The 17,016-nt window shown below is 39.8% G+C and carries 15 protein-coding genes; all 15 read right to left on the minus strand.

Going from position 1 to position 17,016, the window contains the following annotated elements:
• Positions 1-11: 11 nt before the first annotated feature.
• From pglD to galE, 15 genes are read right to left on the minus strand one after another with little or no spacing between them, the layout of a single operon-like run.
• Positions 12-602 (minus strand): UDP-N-acetylbacillosamine N-acetyltransferase, encoded by a 591-nt coding sequence (gene pglD / locus CVT15_RS07165; protein ID WP_054197046.1) that lies wholly within the window; start codon positions 600-602, stop codon positions 12-14.
• Positions 589-1,194, minus strand: coding sequence for an undecaprenyl phosphate N,N'-diacetylbacillosamine 1-phosphate transferase (gene pglC, locus CVT15_RS07170; RefSeq protein WP_107898310.1), 606 nt, complete (start codon positions 1,192-1,194; stop codon positions 589-591). The genes pglD and pglC overlap by 14 nt, the downstream gene beginning before the upstream one ends.
• The gene (gene pglA, locus CVT15_RS07175) at positions 1,187-2,302 is read right to left on the minus strand and encodes a N,N'-diacetylbacillosaminyl-diphospho-undecaprenol alpha-1,3-N-acetylgalactosaminyltransferase (protein WP_107898311.1); all 1,116 of its coding nucleotides are present in this window, start codon (positions 2,300-2,302) and stop codon (positions 1,187-1,189) included. Before pglA ends, pglC begins: the two co-directional genes overlap by 8 nt.
• A gap of 2 nt (positions 2,303-2,304) precedes the next feature.
• A complete protein-coding gene (locus CVT15_RS07180) occupies positions 2,305-4,404 on the minus strand; it encodes an STT3 domain-containing protein (protein WP_107898312.1) in 2,100 nt (699 codons plus the stop codon).
• On the minus strand, positions 4,397-5,521 hold the full coding sequence (gene pglJ / locus CVT15_RS07185) for an N-acetylgalactosamine-N,N'-diacetylbacillosaminyl-diphospho-undecaprenol 4-alpha-N-acetylgalactosaminyltransferase (protein ID WP_103577156.1): 1,125 nt from the start codon (positions 5,519-5,521) through the stop codon (positions 4,397-4,399). The genes CVT15_RS07180 and pglJ overlap by 8 nt, the downstream gene beginning before the upstream one ends.
• Positions 5,518-6,561 (minus strand): glycosyltransferase, encoded by a 1,044-nt coding sequence (locus tag CVT15_RS07190; RefSeq protein ID WP_103577157.1) that lies wholly within the window; start codon positions 6,559-6,561, stop codon positions 5,518-5,520. The genes pglJ and CVT15_RS07190 overlap by 4 nt, the downstream gene beginning before the upstream one ends.
• Entirely contained in the window at positions 6,558-7,616 is a 1,059-nt protein-coding gene (locus CVT15_RS07195; RefSeq protein WP_103577158.1) for a glycosyltransferase, read from the minus strand. The genes CVT15_RS07190 and CVT15_RS07195 overlap by 4 nt, the downstream gene beginning before the upstream one ends.
• Positions 7,613-8,545: a glycosyltransferase family 2 protein gene (locus CVT15_RS07200; RefSeq protein ID WP_103577159.1), complete on the minus strand. Its 933-nt coding sequence runs from the start codon at positions 8,543-8,545 to the stop codon at positions 7,613-7,615. Before CVT15_RS07200 ends, CVT15_RS07195 begins: the two co-directional genes overlap by 4 nt.
• On the minus strand, positions 8,546-9,307 hold the full coding sequence (locus tag CVT15_RS07205; protein ID WP_103577160.1) for a glycosyltransferase family 25 protein: 762 nt from the start codon (positions 9,305-9,307) through the stop codon (positions 8,546-8,548).
• A complete protein-coding gene (locus CVT15_RS07210; RefSeq protein ID WP_107898313.1) occupies positions 9,308-10,825 on the minus strand; it encodes an MATE family efflux transporter in 1,518 nt (505 codons plus the stop codon).
• Positions 10,825-12,951 (minus strand): STT3 domain-containing protein, encoded by a 2,127-nt coding sequence (locus tag CVT15_RS07215; RefSeq protein ID WP_107898314.1) that lies wholly within the window; start codon positions 12,949-12,951, stop codon positions 10,825-10,827. Before CVT15_RS07215 ends, CVT15_RS07210 begins: the two co-directional genes overlap by 1 nt.
• Before the next feature lie 8 nt (positions 12,952-12,959).
• The gene (locus CVT15_RS07220; RefSeq protein WP_087577543.1) at positions 12,960-14,192 is read right to left on the minus strand and encodes a nucleotide sugar dehydrogenase; all 1,233 of its coding nucleotides are present in this window, start codon (positions 14,190-14,192) and stop codon (positions 12,960-12,962) included.
• Positions 14,193-14,630 carry an ecotin family protein gene (locus tag CVT15_RS07225; RefSeq protein WP_087586190.1) on the minus strand — a complete coding sequence of 146 codons (438 nt, stop codon included), beginning with the start codon at positions 14,628-14,630 and terminating at the stop codon, positions 14,193-14,195.
• A complete protein-coding gene (locus CVT15_RS07230) occupies positions 14,627-15,949 on the minus strand; it encodes a UDP-glucose dehydrogenase family protein (protein WP_103576927.1) in 1,323 nt (440 codons plus the stop codon). The genes CVT15_RS07225 and CVT15_RS07230 overlap by 4 nt, the downstream gene beginning before the upstream one ends.
• Before the next feature lie 8 nt (positions 15,950-15,957).
• On the minus strand, positions 15,958-16,941 hold the full coding sequence (gene galE, locus CVT15_RS07235; protein ID WP_087586188.1) for a UDP-glucose 4-epimerase GalE: 984 nt from the start codon (positions 16,939-16,941) through the stop codon (positions 15,958-15,960).
• Between the last annotated feature and the right edge of the window lie 75 nt (positions 16,942-17,016).

Raw genomic sequence — 17,016 nt, forward strand, 5'->3', positions numbered from 1 at the left:
ATTTTTAAATTTTATATCTTAGCGCGCTCGCATGCTGGCACTCCGTACGCCTTTGTGCCATCTTTTATATCTCTAACAACGACGCTTCCAGCGCCGATGATACAGCTGCTGCCGATACTTATACCTTGAATGACGCTTGAGCCTATGCCAACATGCGTAAATTCGCCCACTCTAACGTTTCCAGCAAGGGCTGCATTTGGGCTGATGTGAGCAAATTTACCTATCACACACTCATGCTCTATTACCACACCAGAGTTTATTATAGCGCCCTCTTTTATGCAAGCTTTTGCGTTTATCACAGCATTTGGCATGACAACTACGCCTTTTTCTATCACAGCACTTTCGCTCACAACCGCGCTTTTATGGATCAAATTTACTATCTCAAAGCCAGCAGCCTCTACTTTTTGGCTGATCTTTTGCCTTATTTTGTTTTCGCCAATAGCTATTATGATATCGGCTTTTTCGAGCTCTGGGCTAAATTTGAACTCACTAGCATCGTCTAAAAAAACTATCTCATCATAGCCGTTGCTTCTAGCGATATCAGCGACCACAAGACCATGCCCACTCGCTCCGTAGATGTAAATTTTCTTAGTTTTTGCCATTAAATTTCTCCGTCGTCGCCTGCCCCTCTTTGCTGACGTCACTTCGTTTTAGTACCTTTTCGATAGTCTGTAAGGCAATCTTTACATCAAGCATAAAGCTTAAATTTTTAGCATAATAGACGTCGTACTCAAATTTTTTCTCCCAGCTTATGGCGTTTCTACCATTTACTTGCGCTAGGCCCGTGATACCAGGGCGCACGTCGTGGCGGTGCTTTTGTGTTTCGTTATAGATGGGTAGATACTCAACCAAGAGTGGCCTAGGACCTATGAAGCTCATGTCGCCCTTTAGCACGTTAAATAGCTGTGGTAGCTCATCAAGGCTAAGCGAGCGGATCAGTTTGCCAAATCTACCAAGACGCTGCTCATCTGGCAAAAGCTCGCCATTTGTGTCACGCTCATCGCTCATTGTCTTAAATTTATAAATTTTAAAAATTTTCTCATTAAAACCTGGTCTTTCCTGCGTAAAAATGACATCACGACTTACCTTAAAATAGACAAAGATCGCCGTTGCTATGATGATAGGTGACGTTAAAATGAGCAAAAACAAAGCCCCCAAAATATCAATCACCCTCTTTAAAAAATTTCTATACATCTATAAATTTCCTATAAATTTCTATATATCTTTTTGCGATTTGCTTCTCGTCAAACTCGCTAACCGCCCAGTTTCTGCCGTTTTGCCCAAGTCTATTACAAAGCGCTTCGTCATCAAGCAAAATTTTTATTTTACTGGCAAGATCGCTTGCATCTTTTACCTTGCATAAAAGTCCGTTGTAGCCCTCTTTTACAGCTTCATTGCAGCCTGTAACATCACTTGCAACGACTGCTTTAGCCATACTCATCGCCTCTAAAACCGTTCTTGGGAAGCCCTCTTTATAACTTGGCAAAGCTAGCAAATAAGAAGCCTTTAAAAGCTGCGGTATGTCGTTTCTAGCGCCAAGATACCGCACTTTGCCACCTTTTAAAAAGCTATCATCTGCGGTTGATTTATTGCCAGCAAAGCCCTCGCCCACAAAGATAAATTCGCAGTTTTTGTAGCCATTTAAAATTTCAGCTGCCTCGTAAAATTCGCGAACACCCTTGTGCCACATAGCTCTTGCGATCATTAAAATCACCTTTTTATCGCCAAGATCAGCCGCTTGCGTGATGGCTGGGTCAAATTTGATAGTATCCACGCCGACACTTTTTATACGGCATACTTTGCTTTTATCTATCAAATTACGAGAGATCATATAATCAGCATCCGAGTCGTTTACAAACACGCAAGCATCGGCCTTTGCGAATGAAAATTTATAAAGGCTCTCCATGACAAAACGCACTGCCTTTGTCTTAATATCATCATCGATATAAAAGCTACCAAGGCCTTCAACTAAATTTATCACATGCTTTATACCAGCGTTTTTAGCGGCAAATGTGCCAAATACATTTGACTTGTGAGCGCCAGTTTGCAGCAGATCCAAATTTAGCTCGCCCAAAATTTGAGATAGTTTTTTTGAGTTATTTATAATAGTTAGCGGATTTAGACTGGCCTTGTCAAGCTCGTATGTAACAGCGTGAAAGCTTTTAGCAAGCTCGTCAGTAAAGTCACCTTTTGGAGCGATAGCAAAAACTTCATGCCCCATATCTTTTAAAGCCTGCATAATAGGGCGTCTAAAAAAGTGTATGCTCATATCAGCGTGGCTCAAAAACCCTATCTTTGCCATTTTTACCTCTTTAGTTTATAAATTTTTGCCGCCCCATCAAGTATGACTGGCTCAAAGACCTTAGGATCGTACCTTTCAAGCACAAAAAGCTGTATATAAGTGCTATTTAAAATACTTTCATCAAGGATGATAAACCTACCATAATCTCTCATAAAAATGACAGAAATATTTGAGCTTTCGTTATTTTTATACTCTTTGACATTTAGCTTGCCAGCCTCGTTATAATCAGTCTCTATGAAAGATTTAAGAGGCAAGATATTGCCATCATAGATTAAATTTGTGACATCACTTGTGAGCGTAAATCCACCATTTAGTCTAATGCCATTTTCATTTTGAGAGATCGCTCTTGTGACGATAAAAAGGCCGTTGTTTAAATTTTTACCGCTTTTTAGATCGATCTTGCTAAATTGCAAAATGGTCGGAAAAATACCAAGCATCCTATCTGGAAGATAGTAATAAATATCCCTTGTCTTTGCTGGCAAGCTAAAATTTGCCTCTTTTATATCGCTAAAAAACTGATCGATGCTTGCATTTCTCTCTTTTAAAATTTGAGCCAAATTGCCATTAAATCTCTCTTTAAAATTTCTCTCTGTGTACTCAACATCAAGCCTTGCCATATTTGCTGAGCTTATCTCATCGCTTCCAAGCGCAAAACTCACGGCAAAATTTTCGCGTCCAAGGTGCTTTCCACCGTCAATGAGCGTCTTAACATCGCTGTAATATCTGATCGGATATCCATAGTCCCACCACGCAACCACGTAGTCCTCGCGTCCTGCGATACTTTTTAGCTTGTTTAAAATTTCAACCTCTTTGTGTACAAAAACCGGCTCAGCTTTGTAACCATAGATATGAATGAGCGCTGGAGTAAGAGCAAACACGGTTATAAAGGCTCTCGCAAGATTTAGCACCGCACCTTTTAGCTTTAAATTTGAAAGTATAAACTCCACCAAATAGCCAAATCCAAGCGCCATGATAGGCACAGCATAAATAGTAAATCTAAGGCCACTTTTAAATGCCAAAAAGCCAAGTGCCAGCATGCCAAGTGAGACGGCAAATGAGCGGTTTTTAAAGCAAAATAGAGCAACACCAGCAAGTGAGATCAAAAATGTGATGACATTTGCGCTGATCCTCTCGCAAAATAGCATAAAATCAACGATGCTTGACTCTTGGATGGTTTGATTGACATTAAAAAAGTGAAAGCTCATGCCTCCAACTTCAGGCGCATCTCTAAAAACGTAAAATTTAAGCTGAAAAATAATCGGATTTAGTCCGCCACGAATTACAAAAACAATAAAAACAACTGCCAAAATGCCAAAAGCAATTTTTAAATTTATCACCTCTTTTTTAAAGAGGCAAAGTGCATAAAATGCAAATATCACACCAAATTTAAGTGATAGATCAAGGTTTGAAATGGCAAGTAAAAGCAGTAAAATTTCAAGATAAAAAAGTGGATTTTTCCTATCAAAAATGAGCGTGTAAAGTAAAAATAGCCCAGTTAAAATACTAATAAGCGAAAACGCACTCGCATACCACCACATATAAATAAGCACGCTTAAGGGTGCGATTATTAGGCTCTTTGCGTCCTTTTTCTCAAGCACCCTAACAAGTCCCCAAACGACAAAGACGCTAAGTGGGATGATGAGCATATCAGTATCGTAGTAGCCTGCCATAGTGCGGTTGTAGTAGCTATTTGCGACCACTGCAAGAAGTGCGGCGATAAAGCCAGCAAATTTGAGCTTATACTCATTTGCGATCAAGATGACCGGCACAGCCACTAGCGATGAGAAAAATACGCTCATATAAATCATCGCCGTCTCAAGCTTGACGCCCAGAAATTTCACGATCCAGTAAGTAAGCGTCGAGAGCGGATAGCCGTAGTAGCTAAGGTCGTTTTCTTGGTGAAAGCCAGCCAGCATATCCCTTGCGCCCTCGGCAAATGCGTAGCCGTCGTTTGTGCTGATCATCAGCTCGTTGTTCCAGAAAAATATTGGATATTCGCTCGCCCAAAAGACCCAGTAAAGCCTACAAATCACACTAAAAAGGACTGCGATAAATATCATCAAGTATAAAGAGTAATTTTTAAAAAACAAATTTCTATTCATTAGGATTTTCCAAAAATTTTATAAGCTTGCTCGCTATATTTTCACTATCAAAAAATTTAGCCCGATTATACGCAATATTTTCAAAATTTTGCCTTATTTCAGGCGTATTAAGCACCTTTATCATCGCCTCTTTCATCGCATTTTCGTCATCAACTGGCACCAAAATGCCAAACTCACTCTCGCCCAAAAGCTCCTTTGCGCCGCTTTTATGCTCAGTCGAGATGATAGTTTTTTCACATGCAAGTGCCTCTAAAAGGACATTTGAAAAGCCCTCAAAACGCGAAGCGCAAAGTAAGCAAGAGGCGTTTTTTATGTGCCTAAAAGGATTTTTATCAGTGCCAAGGAGCTTTACTCGCTCACCCACGCCAAGCTTGTCGATTAAATTTTGTAGATCATCCTTTAAAGGCCCTTTCCCTAAAATGCCAAGCGTTGCACGAGGGTCATTAATAGAGGAGATTATTTTTATCAGCATGGCTTGATTTTTACCGCTATCAAGGCGACCTATGTTTATGAAAAATGGCTTAAAACCACTCTCAAGCGGCTCATCTTTTAGCAAATTTATAGTTTTTAGATCAAGGGCGTTATAAAGCACCTTTGTTTTTGCCTCGCTCATGCCAAAATTTCGCACCAGATCCTCTTTATTGCCAGCTGCATTTGCAAGAATTAGATCAGTTTTTTTATAAAGATGAGTGAGTAAAAATTTATTAACTCGCCCGCTTAGATCGTCTTTATATAAGATCGACGGACAGCTTCGCTCGCTGATAACTAGCCTTTTTTTAAAGCCCAAAATTCTAGCAAGCCCAGCAATATAACAAGGGCGGTTCATCAGCACAAACTGCGTGTCTATGCCTAAGTTTTGACAAAGCTTTTTATACTTAAAGGCAAGCATTGGCATCGCCAAAAAGAGCCTTGCAAGCTTTTTTAGCCCACTTTCATAAGGATCGCTATTTTCTATAAAGTGGATCTGCACCTCACTTGGGATCTCATAGGCGATGACCTTGCTCATTAGGATGAGATGAACTTCATAACGTTTGACCAAAAACGGCAGTAAATTTGCCACATTTCGCTCAGCCCCACCAGGCCCCATCGAGTATAAAAAAACGGCTAATTTCTTCACTTGCTAACAACCTTTTTTATAAATTCTCGCCACTGCTTAATGATATTTTCTTTGCTAAATAAATTTGCATTTTTACTGGCGTTTTTTGCTAATTTTTGCCTTAAATTTTCATCTTTTAAAAGCATCTCAAGCTTATCTTTTAGATCATCGCTGTTGCCATTTTTAAAGATAAGCCCGTCTATGCCGTCATTTATAAGCTCTCTTGCGCCCACGGTGTCGCTACTTAGCCTAGCGCAACCAAAAGCACCTGATTCGATTAGCACGTTTGAAAGCCCCTCGCTTCGTGAGCTAAGAGTAAAAATTTTTGCCTCATTATAAAGCTTTGTGACGTCGCTCATATGTCCTAAAAATTTGATGTTAAGCCCTAAATTTGACGCCATTTGCTTCAGTTCGGCCTCCTGCCTGCCAGTGCCTGCGATCTTTATCTCCCAGCCTTCAAGCAAACTCTTATCCACCTTGCTAAGCGCCTCAAAATAGACATCATAGCCCTTTACTGCCTCCAGCCTCGCCACGCTTAAGATGACGTTTTGCTTCTCGCAATTTTCAGGCACGTCGATAAAAAGTGGGTTGTGAATGACCTCGCAATTTTTAGCAAATTTATAGTAGTCGTAGTCGCTTTTGCTTAGCACGCTTAAGCCATCGACAAAGCGGTAGCTAAGATCACGCATAGCGCTTGCAATTTTGCTTTTTAAGTAGCTATGCTCGTGGTGCTCGGTTGCTATTAGTTTGCTTTTTAGCCCAGCATTTGCGATCGCGCAAGTGACGTTTGTCCAGTCGATAAAGCTCATTATTAGATCAGCCTTTTGCTCTTTAAAAAGAGCTCTAAGGGCGAGGATTTTCTTAAATTTTAAAGCCACACCTGAGCCAGTGACGTTAAGGTTTATGATATTTATCTTTTCACTAAATTTATAAAATCCAAAGTCCTCTTCAAGCAAGGCGATAGTGATCTCGTTGTCCCTGCAAAACTTATTTGCAAGCACATTTAGCACACGCTCGGCTCCACCATTTCTAAGTGCGGCGATGATAAAAAGAATTTTCACTTCACACCTCCAAGCCTTAAAAGCTCCAGCCATTTTTTATAAATTTGCTCCACGCTAAACTCATCAAGTCTAGCTCTTGCGTTTTTGCTAAATTCACTCATCTTTGCCTCGTCTTGCAGCAAATTTGCAAGTTTTTCGCTCATCTGCCTAGCATCATTTATCTCACAAAGCAAGCCATCAAAACCATCTTTTATAAGCTCTTTTGCCCCACTAGTCCTTGTCGCAACCCGCACGCAGTCATAGTTTATCGCCTCTATCAAGGTATTTCCAAGACCCTCGAAATTTGAGCAAGAAAGCAGCACCTTTGCCCTTTTATAAAGCGAGGCGATGTCGCTAACGTTGCCTAAAAACTCTACATCAGCGCCCAAGCTTTTGGCTAAATTTTCTAAATTTGCCCTCTCGCCACCATCTCCAGCGACAGCAAATTTATAGCCGCTTTGCTTTAAGCTTGCAGCCACTCTTACAAACATTTCGCAGTTTTTTATCTTATTTAGCCTGCCAACAAAGATGACTAAATTTTCTTTCGTAAAGCTCTCACTGCACATATCTTTAAAGAGTGGGTTGTAAATTTTCATCACATTTTTACAAAATTTAGAGTAGTAGCCAAGATCCTCGTCGCTTAAGACGCTAAGTGCATTTGCAAATGGGTAGCTTATGCGTCTTAGCACCTTAAAGATCGCCCTTTTTGGCGCAAGATAGTTTGTGTGCTCGCTTATGATTATAGGCGTTTTTAGCCCAGCTGAGCTAAAGAGTACCAAGGTATTTACGGCGTCTAAAAAAGATATCACAGCGTCAAATTTGCCCTCTCTTATGAGCGCTCTTAAAGCAAGCATCTTTGAAACTCTCTTTTTTAAATTTCCAAAAAAACCAAGCTCATCAGCCCCAACGCCTAAATTTATGAGCTCCACTCCACTTGCCAGCTCGTAAAATGGCTCATCTTTGTCAAATTTAACAAGGCTCACCTCATGATCCATACTAAATCGTGATGCGATCACCGCGCAAACTCGCTCCGCACCACCACTTCTAAGTGTTGATGTGACAAATAATATCTTCATATGCCAAACCTTTGCTTGACCTTTACACGTAGCTTTGAGAGTGCCGGTAAAATGCCACTTGGAAACGGACTAAGCAGCAAAAAAATAAACGCCTCTTTACTAAATTTAATGCTAAGACTTTTAAAGATACACCTTAGCATAAGGCCATATTCGCCTGCTATTTTGGCGTAGTAAGCGGCATTTTTATACTGGATAGCTAGAAATTTTGGCTCATTTTTTATAGCGATGTCGTAGTGCATATTTGCCGTTTTGATGTAAGCGTTTGCGACGCTTAACGCGTGTTTGCTGGCATTTAGCGTAGCACTATCGCTTCTTGCGATGCGGTAGATGTAAAGTGGCTTTTTAAGATAGAAGACATTTTTTTCAAAAAAGCGGATATAAAGCTCATTTTCGCCACCAAAACTGCTCTCATCAAATCTAAAGCCGTCTATAAATTCACGCGAAAAAAGCTTAAAATACTCGCCATTTATCCGCCCGCAGTGATAATCAACCTTACTCATCACCCCGCTTTGCTTATATGGACTCCTGCCAGCTATCACCTCAGTCATCACGCCATCTTTTTCGCAGATCGCGTCTGCAAAAACGCACGAATACTCGCCACTTTTTAAAATTTCATAGCACAAAGCAATCGCCTCTGGTAAAAGCTCATCGTCATCATCAAGCAAGCAGACAAACTCGCCTGTTGCGTTGTCAAAGCCGTTATTTTTGTTACCATTTGGGCTCTTTTTGTGAGTGGTGTTTTTTACAAATTTGATCCTTGCGTCGTTAAAACTCTTGCAAATTTCACTCGCACTCTCGTCATCGCCGTCATCTGTTACTATGATCTCTAAGTTTTTATAGCTTTGAGCTAGGGCGCTTTTTATGGCCTTTTTTAAAAGCTCCGGACGCTTATAAGTTGCGGTTACGATGCTGATTAATGGCTCGCTCATTTAGCCCCTTTTAAAAATTCTCTCATAGCCTTGAAGCTTTTCAAGCCGTGAGAAAAGTATAAATTTAATTGTCTTGATATAGGCCTTTAAATTTGCGCTATATCCTCTCTCAAGGCGCTCGCCCTCGATGTTTGAGCCACTTAGATCGGTTGGGTGCGCAAAAAGGTCGCAAAAATACATCTGCATATCATTAACGCCAAGCAAATAGTCCCAAACATCGGTCGTACAAAGCGCATTTTTGTGGATTTCAAGCAAATTTCTAGCGCTTTTTTTAGTTAGCACATAAGCCCCTGCTCTATAAATGCTCGAAAATGAGTGCTTTGAGACCTGCCAAAGCGGCCTACTTAGGCTAGCATCCACCTTTTTGCCAAAGGCGCTAAATCTGCCCTCTAGCCCATCTTGCATGCCACATATCAGCACGCTGTTTTCTGGCATCTTACTAGCTGCCAAAAAGGCCTCTTTTATGGCCTGATCATCTCCTATCACGTCATCTTCAAAGATGAGGGCAAATTTGGCTTCACTCGCCAAAAATGCCTCGTAGGCCTTAACATGCGAGAGCGAACAGCCAACCTCTGCTGGGCTTAAAACCTTGCCGTAAGCTTTAAATGATGGCGAAATGATCTTGTAATATTCTCTCGCGTTTAGTTCCCTACCATCAACTGCGTCTATTAGCTTAAAGCTATCATAAAATCCAAATTTCTGCTGTAAAAGCTCGCGCCTTTTGGTATCTTTTGCCAAAGAGATCAGATAAATTTCATCCATTTAAGACCTTTTAAATTTTTTTAAAATTTTACGCCAAACTATGCCTCTCTCGAAGCCATTAAAAAATAAGAAATATCCCAAAACATAAGCTGCGCTGGCGTAGATCGCAGCAAAGATAACAAATTTTAGCCAGTTATCTAAGCTCACAAAGTCCTTGCAGGCAAACATCGCAAGCACACAGAGCGCAAAAACGGCTAAATTTTTAAAATAAACTCCATAAAATGTGGTGAGCTTTACCTCTAAATTTAAAGCAGCGTTTATAAGGTCAAAGCCAAGAATTCTTATGCTATAAAAAATGGCTGCGACGATGACGATGCCATAAACGCCGTAGTCACTAAATTTAAGCAGTGCGATCTGTGCTATAATCGTGCTAACGCCAAGGATAGTGTTGGCAATGGCTGGTCGGCGAAGCTTGTTTGTCGCGCTATCAAGGTTAAAAAGCGAAAAAACAAAGCTTATAAACACAATCGGCACTAGCGTGATCATCGAGACGTTGTAGATAAATTTGACCTCATCTACGCTTTTAAAAGGTAGCCAAAGCGTGTAGAAATCCAGCCCAAAAACGACAAAAAATGCGGCTGGAGCGTTCATCACAAAGGCGATCACCTTCATTGAAAATTTAGCCTCTTTTATGAGGTCCGTGATCAAATTTTTAGAGTAAAGCTCGACAAATTTTGGCGCAAAGATACCGCTAAGCTGCGCTACAAAACTCTCAAGTATGATAGGAGCGGCCTTGGCAACTGAAAGAAGTCCTGTGGCGTTTGCATTTACGAAAATATTGCAAATAAATAGGTCCATGCCCGTTAAAAGTATGCGATTTAGCGCATTAAAGCTGTTCCAAATGCCAGAGCTTAGAAGCTCTTTTATCTTAGAAAAGTCAAATTTACTAAGGCTAAATTTTAGCTCTGGCGTGATGCGAGCTGACATAAAAATAGTGCTAAAAAAGACAAAAAGGCTAGCCACAAGCGCCGAAATAGCAATATATGAGATAAATGGCTTAAAAAAGAAAAAGAGCGCCACGATGAGGATCGCTAGGATCGCGCTAGAGATGGCGTTTCTAATGGAGAGTAGGTAGAGCTTATTTGTCACAAAAGCGCAGACCGTCAAAACGCCGTTAAATAGCCCAACGCAGAAATTTATAAAGTAAAAGACAAGGGTTATTCTCACATCAAATAGCAAATTTTCAGGGACATTTAAAAAGCTTTGCAAATTTAGTATGAAAATGGAGCTTAGCACCACAACAACGGCGCAAAAAAAGATATTTACAACAAGCACCGATGAGTAGTAGGTGTTTGCAAGGTTTAGATCCTTTTTGTGCCACGCATGAGCGACAAAGCGCCCGCTAACCGAGTTTATCGCCACACTTACGACCGCTGCGTAGCTAACGATGGCGTTGCTAAGACCTACAAAGCCAAATGCCTCGTTGCCAAGGCTTTTTAAGATAAATGGCGTAAGAAAGAAATTTATGCCCATAGATACGACAAAAACGACGATTGAGCTTATTAGATTGATTAGCATTAGACCTTTAACCTGTAAATTTTTACGCCACTTGAAATAATAAATGGCTCAAAGTATCGCTCATCAGCTTTCTCAAATATAAAAAGCTGTACAAAAGATGAGTTAAAAGCATTTTCATCAAGCAACAATATCCGCGCATAATCTTCCAAAAAAATGACATAAATTTTGGCGTTTTCGTCTATGATTTTTTCATCTATTCGCAAATCTCTTCCGGCACCTTTTACTTTATAAAATGATTTTACGGCTATTTTCTCACCGTTATGTATGATAAATTTTTGTTCATTTGTAGGCAAAGTATAGCCATCTCCAAGGTCGATACCAGCTTCGCTAACGCCATTTAATGCACTAACATGATAAAAATACTCTTTTTGCCTTTTACCAGTTGTAATATCGATATAGCTATATCTAAAGATATTTGGTACGATGTCAATCATATTTGGTACAAGATAGTAAAAAATATCTTTTTTTGCAGCTGGCAGAGTGAAATTTTCGCTTTCAAGCTGACTCAAAAAAGTATTTATATTGCTTGTGTTGTAGTCTTTTAAAATTTTATCTATTGGCCTTATATTTTGCTCAAGCGAGATGTCATTATACGTAACTGCCACTCTTGCAAGTCTAGCCAAAAATGCCTCATCTTTTCTCAAAGCAAGGCTAACAAAATAATTATTTTCGCCACCTTGTCTACCAGGATCGTTTAAAGTCATAACATCAGCAAAATATCTTATGGCATACCCGTAATCCCACCACGAAAATACATAATCATCGCGCTTTGTGACCTTTTTGAGTTCATCAAGCGCCACTGCTTCATCATGGTTAATCACAGTGTTTGGCCTATATAAATAAGCAAAATCTAAATTTATAGCAAGAGTGGCTACGACAAAAACCAAAAGTGATAAATTTTTAATAGAATTTCTAAGATCAAATAAATTTAAAAAAAAATGCAAAAAATACCCAAAACCAAGCGCAACAAGTGGTGTTACGTACATAACAAATCTAACTCCACCAAAGAAAGATAGGAGTCCAAGTCCAAGCATTGGCAATGTAAGTAAGAATGGACGAAATTTCAAGCAAAGTAGCAAGTATCCAATAATAGCTGCCAGCAATATAAGAATATTTCCCGACATGAAATAGATAAAATACAAAGGACTGGCACTTTTTACTTCGCTGATGAAATTATACTCATTTATAAAGTGAAATTTATCGCTAAGAATTTCATTGCCTTTAAAAACATAAATACCCATTTTTGAAGTAATGAAATCAAAACCACCAAAATAGATAAAAATAGCTAGCATTAAAGTAAGAAAAATGGCTAATTTTCTAGCTGAGAGTAAATTTTTATATTTGCAAAAAAGAGAGAAAAATAAGGCAATAACTGCTAAATTAAAAACCAAAATTTTATTTGCTATTAGTGGATCTTTAGTAAAAGCATTTGAGCTTACGATGCTTATAAACATAAAAAATATCGCTTGATAATTTTGCAATCTATCTCGCATAAAAACTAGCGTATATAGTAAAAACATAAAGAAAATACTTAAAATAAGTGCATATGAGCTTTGATACCACCAAAGATAAAGCGACACAAATACTCCAGGCAAAACAATAAATTTTTGTTCATTTGTGTTTAAAAGCCTGATCAAAAAATAGATAATAAAAAGCGCAAATGTGACATTTAACATGTCACTATCAAAATATCCAGGCGATGTCCTTGAAAGATAGCTTGGCAAGATAACACTCATAAACGCTGCCACAACCCCAGCTTTTAGCGCCTTAAGCTCATTTGATATCAAAACAACTGGAAGTGCGATAAGTGGAGCTAAAAAGACGCTCATGTAAAACATCACGCTTTCGATCTTAAAAGGTAAAATTTTGCAAATATAAAAAACTATAGTTGAGATTGGGTGATTAAAGGGGCTAAAGTCATTTTGCTGATGAAAGCCAGCCAGCATATCTCTAGCACCCTCTGCGTAATAGTATGCGTCATTTGTCGTAAGCATAAACTCGCCATTAAAGTAAAACTCTGGCATCTCCTTTGCCCACAATACCCAGAGTATCCTAGCCGCAAATCCAAACAGATAAGCAGCCAGAAATATAAGTAAAATTTTACAATTTACGCTTACTTTGTGCACTAAATTCCTTACAGCCTAGCGTCAGCCTCTGGGTAGATATTTTTTATATCGTAAACTAAATGACCTTTTAAATTTAGCTTTTTAAACTCATTGTGAGCTACGGCAATCACTATGCAGTCGTAGTCATCTAGATTATACTCTTTTACTAGATCAAAGCCGTACTCGTGTTTTACCTCAGCGCTATCAGCCCAAGGATCGGTCACATCAACCTTGCAGCCAAAGTCTTTTAGCTCATCAACTACGTCTATAACACGAGAATTTCTTATATCTGGGCAGTTTTCTTTAAATGTCATACCAAGGACAAGCACGCGTGCTTTGTTGATAAGCACGCCTTTTCTTATCATTAGTTTTATCACTTGATCAGCTGCGTATCTGCCCATATCATCGTTGATACGGCGGCCTGCTAGGATCATTTCAGGATGATAGCCTACCTCTTGAGCTTTGTGAGTGAGGTAGTATGGATCTACGCCGATGCAGTGACCACCAACTAGACCTGGGCGGAAATTTAAGAAATTCCATTTCGTGCCAGCAGCTTCAAGCACGTCAATGGTGTTGATATGAAGCTTTTCAAAAAGCATCGCAAGCTCGTTTATAAAGGCGATGTTTATATCACGCTGTGTGTTTTCGATGACCTTTGCAGCCTCGGCTACTTTGATACTTGAAGCTTTGTGAGTGCCAGCTGTGATGATCGAGCGATAAATTTCATCAACCTTGTCAGCGATCTCTGGAGTTGAGCCACTTGTGATCTTTTTGATCTTAGTTACAGTATGCTCTTTGTCACCTGGGTTTATACGCTCTGGTGAGTAGCCGCAGAAGAAATCTTTGTTAAATTTAAGCCCACTTTTTTCAAGAAGTGGTACGCAAATTTCTTCTGTAACGCCTGGATAAACGGTGCTTTCATAAACAACGATGTCACCTTTTTTAAGCACTTTTGCCACACTCTCAGTCGCTTTTACAACTGGAGTTAGATCAGGGCGTTTATTTTTATCTATCGGAGTCGGGACGGTCACGATGAAGAAGTTGCAACTTCTAATGTCATCTAAATTTAGGCTAAATTTCATGCCATTATCGATCGCTTTTTTCATCTGCTCATTGCTAAGTTCAAGCGTTCTATCGTAGCCACTTTTAAGCTCTTCTATACGTTTTGCATTCACATCAAAGCCCACTACTTCGTACTTCTCACTAAAAGCTGCTGCTAGTGGAAGTCCAACATATCCAAGTCCTACTACTGCTATTTTCATTTACTTTTTCCTTTCTTTTTTTGCTTCTATCTTTTTTACGCGTTCATACATTCTTATTTCCGCACTTACACCTTTTGGAGTTATGATTCTAATAGGGCTAACGCCTGGTAAAATTTTAGTAAATTCATAATAAACCCGCCTCTTTTTCTTTCCGTCCTTGCAGAGCATCATCGTTTGCGCTAGCTCGTCACCGCCGCTAAATTCATAGTAAATTCCGCGCGCGTCCTCTTTTTGTTTAAGCTTTCCGCCGAGCAAAAAGGCGAAGTTGCAGTCGATTTCTATCTCTTTAAAAAATGCGACTTCGTATTTAAAATAATCAGGCGGCATCTTTGAGATAGGTAGCTCAAAAATATTTTCCTCGATTTTCGCCGCATTTTCGTTCGCCAAAAGCGTAAACGGCAGCATACAAGCTGCGATAAAAAGTAAAATTTTTCTCATGCCTTTACTCCGATTTGGAAATATTTAAATCCGTGTTCGGTTAAAATTTTAGCATTGTATTGGTTGCGTCCGTCAAATATGACAGCATTTTTTAACCTTTGTTTAATCTCCATAAAATCAGGCGATCTAAACTCGCTCCACTCAGTCACAAGCACCATAGCATCGGCGTTATCAAGCGCATCGTACTTATTTTTAGCATATTTTATATCTAAATTTGGTATATATTTTTTAGCTTCTTCGCTTGATTTAGGATCATATGCCACCACTTTTGCGCCAGCTTCGTCTAAAAGCTTTATCAATGTTATCGAGCTAGCCTCGCGCATATCGTCTGTGTTTGGCTTAAACGCAAGCCCCCAAAACGCAATTGTCTTGCCCTTTAGATCGCCGCCAAAAAAGTTATAAATTTTCTCAAACAGCACTCTTTTTTGAGCCTTATTTCTTGACTCGACCGCATTTAAAAGCTCTGGCTCAAAGCCATTTTGTCTGGCGGTATAGATAAGCGCCTCGACGTCTTTTGGAAAGCAGCTACCGCCGTATCCGCAGCCGGGATATATAAAGCTATATCCGATCCTCGAGTCGCTGCCGATACCTTTTCTTACTAAATTTACATCAGCGCCCACGCGTTCACAGATATTTGCTATCTCGTTTATGAAGCTTATTTTGGTTGCCAGCATCGAATTTGCAGCGTATTTTGTCATCTCGGCTGACTTTACGTCCATACAAATGAGCCTGTCATGATTTTTCATAAATGGCTCATAAAGCTCTCTCATCACGCTAAAGCCCCACTCACTACTAGCCCCGATAACTACGCGATCTGGCTTTAAAAAGTCCTCAACTGCCGCACCCTCTTTTAAAAACTCTGGGTTTGAAACGACTTCAAATTTAACCTCTATATTTCTCTTTTTAAGCTCAGCCTCGATCACCTCATGCACCTTAGCTCCAGTGCCCACTGGAACGGTTGATTTATCGACTACGATTAGCGGTTTGCTTAAATTTTCTCCGATAGATTTTGCCACCGAGAGGACATATTTTAAATCCGCCTGTCCATCAGCGCCCATAGGAGTACCAACTGCGATAAATAGCACATCTGCATGCTCTAGCGCCTCAGTTATCTGCGTACTAAATTTAAGCGAACCATTTTTGTAGCACTCGCTCACGATATCAGCAAGGCCTGGCTCATATATAGGCACGACACCGTTTTTTAGTGCCTCGATCTTTTTTTCATCAACATCGACGCAGATCACGCTGTTGCCCATTTTAGCAAAGCATGCACCACTCACTAGTCCAACGTATCCGGTTCCAATCACAGCTACTTTCATGCTTATCCTTAAATTTTCTTTTCCCATTCAAGGGCGGTTTTTATGATGAGCGCTAGATCGTCTCTTTTTGGCTTCCAGCTTGTTAGCGAGCGCAGTTTACTTGCGTTTGAGATAAGGATAGCTGGGTCGCCATCCCTTCTTGGCGCATTTAGCACTTTAAAATTTACTCCGCTTACTTTTTTTGCAGTTTCGATGACCTCTTTTACGCTAAATCCTCTGCCATATCCCACGTTAAAAGTTTCGCTGCCATTTTTACCAATATACTCTAGTGCGCTAATGTGAGCATCTGCTAGGTCACTAACGTGAATGTAGTCTCTTACGCATGTGCCATCTTTTGTCGCGTAGTCATCACCAAAAATACCCATACTCTCGCGCTTGCCAAGTATAGTTTGCACAGCCACCTTGATAAGGTGCGTGGCATTTGGATAGTTTTGACCGATAAGCCCATCTTCGTCTGCGCCTGCCACGTTGAAATAACGTAAAATCGCAAATTTAAAATTTTTATTTGAAGCGGCGTAGTCTTTGATGATCTGCTCGCTCATAAGCTTGCTTCTGCCGTATGGATTTATCGGATTTGTAGGCGTTGTTTCGCTTACTTCTGCCACGTCTGGCTCGCCGTAAACTGCGGCAGTTGAGCTAAATATAAATTTATTTACATTGTAAGTTTTTGCGTATCTTAGTACTCTTGCGACGTTTGCGGTGTTATTTAGATAGTATTTTAGTGGCTCACTCATACTCTCAAAGACCTCGATAAACGCTGCAAAATGGATGATCGCATCAAATTTGCCGTTTGCAAAAATTTCGCTTAGATCATCCTCTAAATTTGCGTTTATAAATTTAAAATTTCCTATCTTTTTAAGTGCGTCAAGTGCTTTTTGTGAGCCTTTGCAGAGATTGTCGATGATGGTTATCTCATCCTTGCCTTGTTTTAAAAGTGCTTTTACTACGTGGCTGCCGATGTATCCAGCACCACCTGTTATTAAAATCTTCAAGTTTAAGCCTTTCATAAAAAGTGGTTAATTTTATCAAAAATAGGGTAAAGCAAAAGTAAAGCAAGCCTTTGAATG

It is taken from the genome of Campylobacter concisus (assembly GCF_003048595.2).
Lineage (GTDB): Bacteria > Campylobacterota > Campylobacteria > Campylobacterales > Campylobacteraceae > Campylobacter_A > Campylobacter_A concisus_L.